This window comes from Streptosporangium sp. NPDC000095 (genome assembly GCF_042899335.1).
Lineage (GTDB): Bacteria > Actinomycetota > Actinomycetes > Streptosporangiales > Streptosporangiaceae > Streptosporangium.
On the sequence record NZ_JBIAZS010000012.1, the window covers coordinates 220,780 to 232,924 of the forward strand.

The window sequence follows — 12,145 nt, forward strand, 5'->3', positions numbered from 1 at the left end:
TTCTTCGGTCTCCTGACCGCCGGTGGCCGGCTCTGTTGTTCGGTCGCTGCCGGGCCGGCCGGCCGTCGTCAGGCGTCCGCAGGTCGTCTGTCAGTTGTTGATCCCACGGCCGGTGCCGCTACCGCCGATGCTGTCGCTGATGCCGCCGCCGATACCGACGCCCTCGCCGATGCCGACACGCTCGCGTCCGTGTTCGCTTCCTCCGTACTTACGTCCGTAGTCCTGCTTGTGCCCGCGTCTGTTCTCATGTCGGTGCTTGTGCCGGTAGTTACGTCCGTACTCGTACCGGTGCTCGCGCCGGGCGCGGCACCTTTCGGGGTTCTTGTGCTCGCGGCAGGGCTTCAGGGCGGAGGTGGCGGTGGTCGGGGTGGTCACGGCCACGGTGTCCGCGACGGCGGACGGGGTCGGCATCGCCACGGGGGCGACGAGGGCGGAGGCCGTCATGGCTCCGGCCGCCAGGGCATTTCTGATCATGGTCATGGCAGATCACTCCACATCGAATCGATGTCGAATCGGTCGAGCCCGGGGCGGTGCCCGGGCCGGCGGAGCGCCGCGCCGCGTCGATGGCGACGCCGACACGATGCGTAACCTGTCTTCACGGTAAGTGGTTGAGGTAGAGGGAGTCTGCTAGCGGATCCCAAAGGCTTGGGGCGGCCGGATTACCTGGCGGTAGCGGAAAGGAACCGATACGGGGGGATCGGTGACGCTCGGCTATCGGTCTCGGCGGAAGGCTCGCGTCCCGGCAGGGTGTCATTCGCGGCGGAACCGCCAGGGTTCGGTAGATCGTCCTCGCCCGAGCTCCTGTTCTCGTGGGAGAACCCCCCGTCGGCCGGACCGCCATGGCGCTCGGGCACCGGTTTCCCGTATCCGTCATCGAAGACCGTCGGCTTCGAGAGGGCATCCACCAGGGGAAATGCCGAGTCCGAAAGAGCGTCCGGGGCAGGCAGGGTTCGAAGGAGCGTCCGCCGTGGGGAACGCCAGGTCTGAGGAAACGCCGGATACGAAGGAACGCTGTCAGCGGGGAACACCGGATCCGAAAGAGGTGTGCAGGGTGGAGGAGGCGACGACCCGGCCCGCGACGACGACGTGGCGGGGTGGCGCGTGCCTGGTGAGGACCTCGCGGAGGGTTCGTCCTTCGAGGACGACGAGATCGGCGGGGGCGCCGACCTCCAGACGGTGGACGGGCAGGCCGACGACCCGCGCGGCGTCGACGGTCACCATGTCGTACAACCGCTCCAGGGCGTCGTCGGTGCGCGCGTCGAGCAGGTGGGCGGCGAGGAAGGCCACCTCCAGGAGGTTGTGCCGCCCGAACGGGTAGTAGGCGTCCTCGATGTCGTCCTGGCCGAGGGCGACCGGGACACCGGCGTCGGCGAGCCGGAAGACCGGCAGGTGGAGCGGCCCGGTATGCGGATCGCTCACGAATCCGAGCCCCGCGGCGCGGCACAGCCCGGCCAGGCGGCGCAGGTACGGCTCGGGGTAGAGCGCCATCGCCCTGGCGTGCTGGGCGCTGCCGCGTCCGGCCATGTCCCGCGCCAGCAGTTCCCGCGCCAGCATCTCGGTCGTGCGCAGCCCCGGATCCCCCGCGTCGTCGACGAGCATGGCGACACGCAGGCCGTGCCGCTGGGCGAGGTCGACCATGCGCCGCACGTGCTCGGCGGCGTCGGCATCGGTCCACTCGATCCAGGGGATGCCGCCCACCACGTCGGCGCCGAGCCGTACGGCCTCGACGACGAGTTCCTCGGTTCCGGGTTCGCGGAGCAGGCCGTCCTGCGGGAACGCCACCACCCGCACGTCGACCACGCCGCGAAACTCCTCGCGCAGCGCCAGCAGCGCCTCCAGGCCGGTGAGTCCCGCCTTCGGATCGATGTCGGCGAAGGCCTGCACCGCCCGGACGCCGTGTCGTACGGACTCCAGGAGCACCGGCCTCGCGCGTTCGAGGACGGATCGCACGGTCTGGCCGGTCTTGACGGCGGCGGCCGTCTCGATGGCGCCCATCGCGGCCCCCATCGCGCCCGCGGTGTACTCCGAGAGCGCGGCGGACCCGGCCCGGTCGAGGGTGTGGGCCTTGCACAGGTGCAGGTGTGCGTCCACGAACGGCTCGGTGACCAGGGCGCCGTCCGCGTCGAGGGTCACGCCGGTCGCCGGGGGCAGGTCGGGATCGTCCTGGGCGACGTGGCTGATGAGCCCGCCCGTGGCGGCCAGCGACCACCTGCCGGGACGGCCGCGCAGGGTGGCGTTGCGGATGAGCAGGTCTGGAGCGTCCATGGCAGCACGGTAGAAGCACACCGACAGGAGCGTGACGGCCAGATCTGCCAAGCCGCGGCCCTACGGCTGTGGTGGTTCGAGGGGGGAAGGGCCGGGGCTCGGCGTCCTCAACCGGGGCCTGAAGGTCGTCCATCGCGAACTCGGGGGAGAGCCATCCGGGCCGATGGCGCGCGAAAAGCGCTTTCCGTGATGCTCACATCAGCCGGTACGGAGTGATCGGTCTTCGTGAGAAACGCGTCAGCCGACCGTGCGGAAGCTCTGGCCGTCGAAGCGGATGAAGCTGTGGATGTCGTTGGCGGGGAAGGTGAGTGCCTGACCTGTGCAGTTCGTCGTGTTGTAGATCAGGATCGACTTGTCGCTGTTGTTGAACTCGGAGTGCACCGTGAACGGCAGCGTCGTGCAGTCGCTGCTCGGGTTCGGGTAGTTCACGGACTGGCCGGTGAAGGCGCCGGACCAGAAGGTGACGCCAGGCGGCGTGTCGGCGGAGGCGGGGGCGACGGCGCCGAGCATGGCGCAGAGCGAGGCGGCGCTCACGACGCCCAGTGCGATCTTGACCTTGGTTGTAGACATGGTTTTCCCCTTGTCTGCAAGGGTGCGCGAAGTGCCGCACCCACGGTGTCCGCCGCTACAGAGGACTGCGAGAGCGGCTTGATCTATGTTGAATATTCAACCATTGATGATCCTTTCCGTCGAGGGGAACGAAAAATCGGCACCGTTGCGACCGGCGGCCGACCGCGGGAGGGGGGGGCCTTTGTGCTTGGAAGATCACCCATGGTGGATCCCCGCGGAAAGCGGGCTCAGCGGAGCCGTAGTCCCGCGATGACGAGCCCGACCATGAGGCGCGCGTCGTAGCGGGGGTTGTCGGCGCCGATGCAGAGATTGCCGATGCCGTGCATCAGAACGAGGGCGTCCATGTCGGGGACGATCTCGCCCGCCGTGGCGGCGGCGTCAAGCAGGTCGGCGCAGACGGGGACGAGGCGGTCGAGGAAGTAGGCGTGCAGCGTCTGGAAGGCGGCGTCGTTGGACCGCAACGCCTCGGCCAGGCCGTGCTTGGTGACCAGGAAGTCGACGAAGAGGTTGATCCAGCTCGCGAGCGCGGCGTGCGGTGTGCCGCTCTTCGCCAGCAGTGCGGGACCGGCCTCGGCGCACGCCTCCACCTGGTGGCGGTAGACCGCGACGATGAGGTCGGCCCGCGTCGGGAAGTGGCGGTAGATCGTGCCGACGCCGACGCCGGCCTTGGCGGCGATGTCCCGCACGGGCACGTCGACGCCGGAGGAGACGAACATCGCGGCGGCGGCTTCCAGCAGGGTCTTCTCGTTGCGCCGGGCATCGGCCCGTTTGCGTGGGGCCCCCGGTTCGCCACTCGTGCCGGTCATCGTTACCTCCGTTGCTCCTCTTGCAAAGCGGAACCGTGTTCCGTATATTCAAATCGGAACCGGGTTCCGTATTTCCAGGATGTCAGCCCGGCAGGCCGATGCCAAGTCACGGTCATCGCCGAACCACGGCCGCTGACACGTCGCGGCCGTCACCACGTCACCACGTCGAGAAGGAACAACCATGCACGCACTGCCAGAGCCCACGCCGGTCGTCTCGGTGCACCCCGTCACGCTGCCGGCCCCGGATCGAGGAGAGGATCTGCGGGTACGGATCTCCGCCCCCACGACCGGCCGCGAACTGCCCGTCATCGTCTTCTCCCACGGTTTCGGCCAGTCGGCGACCGGCTATGATCCGCTGGCAGGCTTCTGGGCCTCCCACGGCTTCGTCGTCGTCCAGCCCACCCACCTCGACTCGCGGACGCTGAACCTCCCGCCCGACGACCCGCGCACACCGTTGATCTGGAGGATCCGGGTCGACGACCTGAAGCTCGCCCTCGACCGGCTCGACCTCCTGGAGTCGTCCGTCCCCGGCCTCGCCGGACGCCTCGACGGCACACGCGTCGCCGTGGCCGGTCACTCCTGGGGCGCCCAGACGGCGAGCACGCTGCTAGGAGCGCGCGTCCTCGACGCCGACGGTGTACCCGGAGAGGACATGTCCGACCCGCGGATCAAGGCGGGCGTACTGCTGGCCGTGACGGGTACCGGCGGAGCCGACCTTTCCCCGTTCGCGGCCGAGCACTTCCCCTTCATGAGCCCGAGTTTCGCGGACATGACCACTCCGACACTGGTCGTCGCGGGCGACCGGGACGACTCCCCGCTGTCGGTCCGGGGGCCGGACTGGTTCACCGACGCCTACCACCTGAGTCCGGGCGGCAAGAGCCTGCTCACCCTGGCCGGGGCGGAGCACTCGCTCGGCGGTGTCGCCGGTTACGAAGCCAAGGAGACGACGGACGAGAGCCCCGAGCGGGTCGCCCTGATCCAGCGGCTCACGTGGGCCTACCTTCGCGACGCCCTCGGCCTCAAGGACTCCACCTGGCCGGCGCCGGTGGAGAGCGCCCTGGGCAGTCTCGACTCCAAGTAGGGATTTCCCCCCATGCCGGAAACCCGGTCACGCCGGGGAGCGTCCGTCGGCCGGTTCCGCCGGCCGGGCTTGGGCGGGCGGTGTTCGGTCTGTTCTGGCGGCGCGGGATTCGGCCGTGTCCTGTCGGGGCGAAAGCCGCACATTCCAGAGTCGGGCTGCAGGCGTGGACGCCACCGCCGGGCACGCCTTGGACGCGTCGAGGTGTCGGGCAGGGAGTTCTTGCCCGTGGGTGTTCATCATGGGTGCATGCATCAAGCCTTGGCCCAGGACGCGAAAGGGAACGCGCTGACGGCGTTCCTGCCGGCCGCACGGGTCGCCGGCGCGCCGGACGACGCGCCGATGCCCGCGGCCTTGGTCGCGGTCTGGTGCGGCCGGCACCTGCTACTGGTCTTCGACCGCTTCCGCGGGGAGTGGGAACTACCCGGCGGCAGGATCGACCCCGGCGAGACACCTCTCCAGGCCGCCGTACGGGAACTCCATGAGGAGAGCGGTCTGCAGCTGCCCACCCTCACCCTCGCCGGGTACGCACGTTTCCGGCTCGTCGGCCCACCACGCGACGAGTACGCCGCGATCTACACCGCCCACGTTCCCGTCCTCCACCACGCCTTCACTCCCAACGGGGAGATCAGCGCCATCCGCTGGTGGGACACCGCCGACACTCCGCCCAGTGGCACCCAGATCATCGACGCGACCCTGGCGCGACACACCCGCCTTCAACGGCACTCGAACGACTGACTCACCTCGGCATTTCTGCTTCATACGCGAGAGGGGATCGACGGATTATCGGGATTGGTTGTCGCGTCGACGGCTGGATGATCGAGTACGCAGGAAAAAGCGAGATGGGCCGGAAAATGCCGATGATCGGATCCATGACACCACCCTCAGCTGTTTCGAGCGTGGCTGTCGCGGATAATTCCTCGCGATCACACCTTGTCAGGAAATTACACGATTCGTGTCAATCTATAGCGCTCTGGCGGGGAAGTCACAACCATATTACCTGTAGTCGTCATAAACCATTCCATGTCTTACCTTTCAGATATGTTCAACCGACCGGTAGAGGTCCGGTAGGAGGGGTGATATGGGAAAGAAAAAGAAGAACTCCCTGGCTCACGACGCCATCGACGCCGTGGCCACGGTCGCCGGTTCAACGGTCGCGGTGAAAGTCACGCTCCTCGGCACCGCCGTTGGACAACCTGTGGCCGGAGCGCTCGGGGGTGCCTACGCGGGCAAGAAGGTCCGGGACGAGATCAACAGCCTGAAAACCCCGAAAGGCCGCGAGAAGTGGGGCGAACGTCTGGACAACCTCGGTGAGAACACCCGAAACAATCCATGCCCCGGAGCCTGACGATCGGCACGCACGTGATCTCGGCCCAGGCACACACAAGATCCACCCCTGTTGCCGAGTAGCGCGAACAGACCCTCGACGGCCGGAGACCTCAACCCGTGAATCCGAGGTCTCCGGCCTCCCGCTCCCGCCCAAGCCGGCGTGGCGCCAGAGGGCGGGCACGCTGCCGAGAGCTCCGCCGGACGAGACCGGAGGCCGCGTACCATTGCCCGTCCGGCCGTTCCCGTACGAGATCACCCGTGGAAAAACCGCTCGCCGGCGACGATTTCGCCCCGTGGTGAAAGTCCTACGCGTAACCGTTCTTACCGACCGCCGCGAGGACTGCCATGACCCACGACAGGACATCGTCCGACATGACCGCTCCGGAACCGAGGCCGCGCCTTCGCCGTCTTCGCCGCCCCTCCGGCATCTGGCCACTGGTCCACGCCGAGCGAGCGGCCCTCGCGGCAGACCTGGCGGATCTGACCGACGAGCAGTGGGCGACACCGTCGCTGTGCTCCGGACTGACCGTGCGTGAGGTGCTGGCGCACCTCACCTCGGCGGCGACCCTCACTCCGTCGCGGTGGATGGCGGGCGTGATCCGCTGCCGGTTCGACTTCAACAGGCAGAACGCCATGCGGCTCGCCGAACAGTTGGGTGCGACCGCGACCGAGACACACGACAGGTTTCGTCGTGTCGTCGCGAGCACGACCAAGCCGCCCGTCCCGGTCGTGGCGATGCTGGGTGAGACGATCCTGCACGCGGAGGACATCCGGCGGCCACTGGGCATTCGCCGTGACTACCCGATCGGGACCATCACCCGGCTGGCCGAGTACTACCAGGGCACCGACTTCGTCGTCGTCGCCAAGGGACGGATCGCCGGTCTGCGGCTCGTCGCCGACGACGGCCCCTTCGCGACCGGCTCCGGTCCGCTCGTTTCCGGCACCACCCTGGCACTCACGATGGCGATGACCGGGCGCATGACGTACTGCGACGAACTCGACGGCGACGGCGTCGCGATCCTGCGAGGACGCGGTGAGATGACATGACCGGGAACCTGCCGTCCGGACGCCTCTCGCCGCTCGGCAGGCGAGGCATACATTCGATCACTCTTAGTATCCATACGCTCACAGAATTTGGTCGAAGACCTGCGAGGCGCCGCATCGTACAGTGAAGATATGGCCATGCTGTCTGTCGACCTTGATGCCAGAGCGGAGAAGGCTTTGAGCGAGCTGACCGCTGATGGCCGTTCCGTGACCGAAGCGGTTCGTGAAGCTCTTGTCGTCGCCCAACGACTCCATCGGATGGAGGAGGCTCGGATCGCGGCCGAGAGGCTGGCCAAAGATCCCGCCGACAGGGCCGAAGCCGAAGCGATCATGAGGGACACGGAGCACCTGCGTGCGTGGTGACGTGTACCGGCTGCGCGCTCCTCGTGACGCGATGGCCCATGAACAGCGAGGCGAGCGCTTCGCCGTGATCCTCCAGTCGGATTTCCTCTCCCACCTCTCCACCGTCCTCATCGCACCGACCTCGGCCAGTGCACCCCCCGCACCCTTCCGTCCCGAAGTCGAACTGCTCGGCAAGCAGAGCCGGGTCATGGTCGAGCAGACCATGGCTGTCACCCTGCACCGTCTGGGCGACTTCGCCGGTCGCCTGGACCCCGCCGAGATCGAAGAGGTCGACGAGGCCCTCCACACGGTCCTCGGGCTGCTCCGATAGAGAAAGCGCCGGATGAGCGCCTTTTCGCCGTGATCCCACTTCCGATGGAGTACGAGAACGGGATCACGGCAGAAGGCGGACGCCCCGCGGACTGGACGAATCAGAACCGTTCGTCACTGCCCCGAGGCCGATCGAGCTCACGCTTGGTTCACGACCTCCTGGAGGAGCTTCGCGATTCGGTCGACGTCGGATTCGGTGGTGCGCCAGTTGCTGAACGCGGCGCGCAGCGCGGGCACCCCCTCGTGGACGGTCGGCGTGAGGAACGCCTCGCCGGAGTCGGTGATCGCCTCGGCCACCTCGGCGATCCTCGCAGGGGTGGGGGAGGAGGCGAGGGTGAAGCAGACCACGTTGAGCCGTACGGGGGCGAGCAGCCGGTAGGCGGGCATCGCGGCGATCCGCTCGCCGAGTGCGGCGGCGAGGGCGATGTCGTGCCGGACGATCTCCGCGTGCCCCTCGCGCCCGTACGCGGCGAGGGTGAACCAGGCGGCCAGCGCACGCAGGCGCCGGGAGTTCTCCGGCGTGAGGTGTACGAGGTCGGGGACGTCGCCCACCGGGGTGAGATAGGCGGCGGAGTTCTGGAAGACGCGGAGTTGCAGGTCGCGGCGGCGGGTGAACTGGACCGCGCTGTCGTAGGGCACGTTCAGCCACTTGTGCAGGTCCACGCAGACCGAGTCGGCCTCATCGAGGCCCGCGACGAGGTGGGCGTGCTCGGGCGAGAGCGCGGCGAACGCCCCGAACGCGGCGTCCACGTGCAGCCAGAACGGGTGGTGTTCGCGCAGGGCCGCGATGGCGCGCAGGTCGTCGAAGTCGACGGTGTTCACCGTGCCGGAGTTGGCGACCACGATCGCCGGAGCGCCGTCCAGCCGGTCGAGTTCCTCGGCGAGCCGGGCCACGTCCACCGCCTCCCGGCCGGGCAGGAGGCCGACCCGCCGGAGCGCCGACCGTCCCAGGCCGAGCATGGACAGCGACTTGACGGTGCTGGAGTGCGGGCTTCCCGACAGCACGGTCACCGGCCCGAGCGCCGCGACGCCCTCCTCGGCCACCGAGACGCCGCGCCGCTCGCCCAGCCACTCCCTCGCGATCGCGAGGCCGGTGAGGTTGGACAGGGTCGCGCCGCTGACGAACGCCCCCTCGTGCTCGGGAGGCAGGCCGAAGAGATCGCGTAGCCACGCGACCGTCTCCCGCTCCAGGTCGGGGGCGAGGGAGTCCAGGCCCGAGGTGGGATTCTGGTCGAGGGTGCCGGTCAGCCAGTCGCCCGCGAGCGCGGCGGGCGTCACGCCGCCCGTGACGAAACCCAGGTAGCGGGGGCCCGCACCGGCCGCGAAGCCGGGCTCCCACCGCCGCGCGAACTCCTCCAACGCCCCTCGTAGGCCGATCCCCGCCTCGGGCAGCGACGCGGGCACGGGCCTGACCGGTGTCCGCGCCGCCGCCCGGTCGCCGAGCCCGGCGAGGAGGCGTGCGGCGTAGGCGCGGGTGGCCTCAAGCAGTTCGGGGAGGTGGTCACGGTCGGTGTCGAGCGACCCGCACTCGCGACCGGTCCCCGTCGTCTGCGGCGTCTCGGGCGGGCGGCCGCCGGTGGGCGACGGCCCAGGAGCGTGGGAAGTGACCGTTTTGTCGCTGGCGTCCATGCCTCGACGCTACGACGCCGGTCGGACGTCTGACCAACGACCCCCGGGGTACGGACTCGGTCTTCGGTGATCATGCGAACTCACCCCCCGTGCGGGGCCGGTACGCGACCGCCCGGCCGGGCGGATATCGGCAGGCGGGAGGCTACGAGGCCGTTGCTCGATCGCCCGGCCGACCATGAAGGGGCGGCCGATCGGACGGGAGCCGCTGTCTTTACTGGCTGTCGGCGCAACTGTGTTCACTTCTGTCACGCTCGTGAGCGCCCGTTTCGCGAGCAAGCCACCGAACATTCTGGAATGATCGCTGAATATCCTGTCGGACATTCGAGACTGACGGACAGTGACTGATGCCCCCCATCGATCAAATCACCGCCTTCGCATCGGACCAACCGATCCTGACGGTCATCATCGGCGTGTTCGCCCTCGTCCTGCTGGTCGTGGCCTACTTCGCGCTTCGCGCCGTCCAGCGGATAGCGGTCCGCTTCTTCCACTCCCATGTCGCGCCCCGTCCGGTGGAGGACATCCTCACCATCGTCGCCGCCAGCATCGCGACGGGCGTCTCCGCCCAGGGCATGTGGCGCTTCTCCGGTGACGTGCTCGGCTTCGACGGCCCGCTGAGGCTGCTGCTCTTCGCCTTCATCGAGGTTGCGGTCATCACCAGCGCGGTCCGTGCCCGCCGCAACATGCGGGAGAACTTCTCAGCGGGCATCGACGGCATCGCCGTGTGGGCGCTCACCGGCCTGACCGCAGTGCTGTCCAGCATGGACGCCCGCAGCACGGCCGAGGCCATCTTCCGGCTCGCCGCTCCCCTGGTGGCGGCGTGGCTGTGGGAGCGCGGCATGGCGATCGAACGCCACCGGATCAGTGGGCGCTCGCGCATCAACTGGCGGCTCACCCCCGAGCGGGCACTCGTCCGCATCGGGCTGGCCGAGGTCAGCGACCGTACGGCGAGTGAGGTCGACGCCCACCGCAGGCTGACCAGGGTCGCGCTGGCGGCCAAGCGCGCCCGCGCGCTCCGCGAGTCCGGGGCGTCCGACCGGAAGATGCGCTCGGCCCTCACCAAGCTGGACCGTGCCATGGACCGGGCGGTGGAGCACACCGGCCTGGCCGTCGACTCGGTGCGCCAGGAGGCCCTGCTCTCCCAGATCGGCGCCCTCTACAACACCTCCGCGCTGATCGACCTGACGCCGCCGGTGCCGTGGGAGCCGGAGCCGGCGCGTCCCGCGGTGGCCGCGGGTCCCTCCTCGTCGCGGTTCGGGGACGAGGATGACGACGACGAGGTCCAGGTGCTGGACGGTCCGCCGCCGGTCGTCGACACGGCGCAGCGCGCGGCCCTGATGCGTGCCGCGCGGGAATACTGGGACAAGCAGATCGAGCGGAAGTTCGTGCCCCGCGCGTCCGACATCGCCCACGAGACCGGGGTTTCCCTGGTCACCGCCCGTGAGTACCGCGCCCTGTGGAAGCTGGAGCCCAAGGCTCACGCGCTGCTGGAGGCCGCCTTCCACGAGCACGGGATCATCGACACCGGCACTTTCCCGGCGATCGAGACCGAGCAGGTTCTCACCGTGAACGGGTCCTCGCCCGGTCGTTGACCCCGTCGTTGATTCCGCTCGACCCCGTTCGACTCCGCCGTTCGCCCGGCCGACCTGACGATCAGGTCGGCCGGGCCCGCCGGTCATGCGACCCCGCCTCCGGTGGCCGATCGGTCGCGGACCCGCGGATGGTGGCCGATCGGTCAGGCGGACTCGCGCACGACGAGGGTCGTGGGCAGTATGACCGGCTCCAGGTGTTCGGCGCCGTCGATGAGGGCGAGCAGCAGGCGGACGGTCTCCTCCGCGACCCGTTCCAGGGGCTGGCGGACGGTGGTGAGCGGCGGGTGGGTGGTGAGCGCCACCGCCGAGTCGTCGAAGCCGCCCACCGCGACGTCCTCGGGCACCCTCCGCCCCGCGGCGCGCAGGGCCGAGAGCGCGCCCGCGGCCATCAGGTCGGAGGCGACGAACACCGCGTCGATGTCGGGGGAGCGCTCCAACAGTCTGGCCATCGCGCTCTCCCCGCCCAGCTGGGTGTAGTCGCCGTGCTCGATGAGCCTCCTGCCGGCCTTCCTGCCGAGGATGTCGGCGAAGCCCTCCAGTCGCAGCGCGCCGCCGGGGGTGTCGAGCGGGCCGGTGATGGTGGCGATCCGCCGGTGGCCGCGCTCCACCAGGTAGCGCGTCATCTGCCGGGCGCCCTCGCGGTCGTCGGCGGCGGCGTACGGGATCACGTTCTCCCTGCCGATGACCGCCCCCTGGGCGACGGCGGCCACCGGGATGTCCAGCAGCGCGTCCACCAGCTTGTCACCGGCGTGGGTGGAGACCAGGAAGACCCCGTCGGCGTGGCCGCCGCGCAGGTAGCGGATCACCCGGTCGCGGTCGCCGTCGTTCCCGGCGATCATCATCACGAGCGACACGTCCCGCTCGGCGAGCCGCCGGGTGGCGGTGCGCAGCAGCACGCTGAAGGTGGGGTCCTCGAACAGCCTCTCCTGCGGCTCCGACAGGACCATCACCACCGAGCCGGTCCGCTGGGTGACCAGGCTGCGGGCGGCCCGGTTGAGCACGTAGCCCGTCTCGGCGATGGCCCGCTTGACGGCGGCGTGCGCGGCGGGGCTGACGTACCGGTCGTCGTTGAGGACCCGGGACACCGTTCCCCGGGACACCCCCGCCACCGCCGCGACGTCGTGAATGGTCGGACGCTTCGCCATGCTCCCCATTTTCCCCTC

The 12,145-nt window shown here is 69.3% G+C and carries 13 protein-coding genes; 7 read left to right on the plus strand and 6 right to left on the minus strand.

Going from position 1 to position 12,145, the window contains the following annotated elements:
* Positions 1-90: 90 nt before the first annotated feature.
* The 4 genes from ACFY3V_RS26005 to ACFY3V_RS26020 form a co-directional block, all read right to left on the minus strand.
* Entirely contained in the window at positions 91-480 is a 390-nt protein-coding gene (locus ACFY3V_RS26005; protein WP_389776974.1) for a hypothetical protein, read from the minus strand.
* 534 nt (positions 481-1,014) lie between these two features.
* The gene (locus tag ACFY3V_RS26010; protein WP_389776978.1) at positions 1,015-2,265 is read right to left on the minus strand and encodes an amidohydrolase family protein; all 1,251 of its coding nucleotides are present in this window, start codon (positions 2,263-2,265) and stop codon (positions 1,015-1,017) included.
* A gap of 237 nt (positions 2,266-2,502) precedes the next feature.
* Positions 2,503-2,835, minus strand: coding sequence for a hypothetical protein (locus tag ACFY3V_RS26015; protein WP_389776981.1), 333 nt, complete (start codon positions 2,833-2,835; stop codon positions 2,503-2,505).
* A gap of 227 nt (positions 2,836-3,062) precedes the next feature.
* Complete coding sequence (locus tag ACFY3V_RS26020) at positions 3,063-3,641, minus strand: TetR/AcrR family transcriptional regulator (RefSeq protein ID WP_389776984.1); 579 nt, start codon at positions 3,639-3,641, stop codon at positions 3,063-3,065.
* Between the two features lie 181 nt (positions 3,642-3,822).
* On the opposite strand from ACFY3V_RS26020, the gene ACFY3V_RS26025 reads away from it, so the two are divergent.
* From ACFY3V_RS26025 to ACFY3V_RS26050, 6 genes are all read left to right on the plus strand, one after another.
* On the plus strand, positions 3,823-4,722 hold the full coding sequence (locus tag ACFY3V_RS26025; protein WP_389776987.1) for an alpha/beta hydrolase family protein: 900 nt from the start codon (positions 3,823-3,825) through the stop codon (positions 4,720-4,722).
* Between the two features lie 246 nt (positions 4,723-4,968).
* A complete protein-coding gene (locus ACFY3V_RS26030; protein WP_389776990.1) occupies positions 4,969-5,457 on the plus strand; it encodes an NUDIX hydrolase in 489 nt (162 codons plus the stop codon).
* Positions 5,458-5,800: 343 nt separating this feature from the next.
* On the plus strand, positions 5,801-6,067 hold the full coding sequence (locus ACFY3V_RS26035; protein ID WP_389776994.1) for a hypothetical protein: 267 nt from the start codon (positions 5,801-5,803) through the stop codon (positions 6,065-6,067).
* 353 nt (positions 6,068-6,420) lie between these two features.
* Positions 6,421-7,095: a maleylpyruvate isomerase family mycothiol-dependent enzyme gene (locus ACFY3V_RS26040; protein ID WP_389776997.1), complete on the plus strand. Its 675-nt coding sequence runs from the start codon at positions 6,421-6,423 to the stop codon at positions 7,093-7,095.
* 129 nt (positions 7,096-7,224) lie between these two features.
* Positions 7,225-7,455 carry a hypothetical protein gene (locus tag ACFY3V_RS26045; RefSeq protein ID WP_389777000.1) on the plus strand — a complete coding sequence of 77 codons (231 nt, stop codon included), beginning with the start codon at positions 7,225-7,227 and terminating at the stop codon, positions 7,453-7,455.
* The gene (locus ACFY3V_RS26050; RefSeq protein ID WP_362902235.1) at positions 7,445-7,765 is read left to right on the plus strand and encodes a type II toxin-antitoxin system PemK/MazF family toxin; all 321 of its coding nucleotides are present in this window, start codon (positions 7,445-7,447) and stop codon (positions 7,763-7,765) included. Before ACFY3V_RS26045 ends, ACFY3V_RS26050 begins: the two co-directional genes overlap by 11 nt.
* Positions 7,766-7,902: 137 nt before the next feature.
* On the opposite strand, the gene ACFY3V_RS26055 is transcribed toward ACFY3V_RS26050, so the two are convergent.
* Complete coding sequence (locus tag ACFY3V_RS26055) at positions 7,903-9,393, minus strand: pyridoxal phosphate-dependent decarboxylase family protein (RefSeq protein ID WP_389777003.1); 1,491 nt, start codon at positions 9,391-9,393, stop codon at positions 7,903-7,905.
* A 344-nt stretch (positions 9,394-9,737) separates the two neighbouring features.
* Between ACFY3V_RS26055 and ACFY3V_RS26060 the strand changes: the two genes are divergently transcribed.
* On the plus strand, positions 9,738-10,982 hold the full coding sequence (locus ACFY3V_RS26060) for a hypothetical protein (protein WP_389777006.1): 1,245 nt from the start codon (positions 9,738-9,740) through the stop codon (positions 10,980-10,982).
* A 143-nt stretch (positions 10,983-11,125) separates the two neighbouring features.
* Here the strand turns inward: ACFY3V_RS26060 and ACFY3V_RS26065 are convergent, their stop codons facing one another.
* Positions 11,126-12,127, minus strand: coding sequence for a LacI family DNA-binding transcriptional regulator (locus tag ACFY3V_RS26065; protein ID WP_350946032.1), 1,002 nt, complete (start codon positions 12,125-12,127; stop codon positions 11,126-11,128).
* Between the last annotated feature and the right edge of the window lie 18 nt (positions 12,128-12,145).

Coding starts and splice junctions, on each gene's coding strand:
- ACFY3V_RS26005 (WP_389776974.1), bottom strand. CDS start 480: ATGACCATGATCAGAAATGCCCTGGCGGCCGGAGCCATGACGGCCTCC.
- ACFY3V_RS26010 (WP_389776978.1), bottom strand. CDS start 2,265: ATGGACGCTCCAGACCTGCTCATCCGCAACGCCACCCTGCGCGGCCGT.
- ACFY3V_RS26015 (WP_389776981.1), bottom strand. CDS start 2,835: ATGTCTACAACCAAGGTCAAGATCGCACTGGGCGTCGTGAGCGCCGCC.
- ACFY3V_RS26020 (WP_389776984.1), bottom strand. CDS start 3,641: ATGACCGGCACGAGTGGCGAACCGGGGGCCCCACGCAAACGGGCCGAT.
- ACFY3V_RS26025 (WP_389776987.1), top strand. CDS start 3,823: ATGCACGCACTGCCAGAGCCCACGCCGGTCGTCTCGGTGCACCCCGTC.
- ACFY3V_RS26030 (WP_389776990.1), top strand. CDS start 4,969: ATGCATCAAGCCTTGGCCCAGGACGCGAAAGGGAACGCGCTGACGGCG.
- ACFY3V_RS26035 (WP_389776994.1), top strand. CDS start 5,801: ATGGGAAAGAAAAAGAAGAACTCCCTGGCTCACGACGCCATCGACGCC.
- ACFY3V_RS26040 (WP_389776997.1), top strand. CDS start 6,421: ATGACCGCTCCGGAACCGAGGCCGCGCCTTCGCCGTCTTCGCCGCCCC.
- ACFY3V_RS26045 (WP_389777000.1), top strand. CDS start 7,225: ATGGCCATGCTGTCTGTCGACCTTGATGCCAGAGCGGAGAAGGCTTTG.
- ACFY3V_RS26055 (WP_389777003.1), bottom strand. CDS start 9,393: ATGGACGCCAGCGACAAAACGGTCACTTCCCACGCTCCTGGGCCGTCG.
- ACFY3V_RS26060 (WP_389777006.1), top strand. CDS start 9,738: ATGCCCCCCATCGATCAAATCACCGCCTTCGCATCGGACCAACCGATC.
- ACFY3V_RS26065 (WP_350946032.1), bottom strand. CDS start 12,127: ATGGCGAAGCGTCCGACCATTCACGACGTCGCGGCGGTGGCGGGGGTG.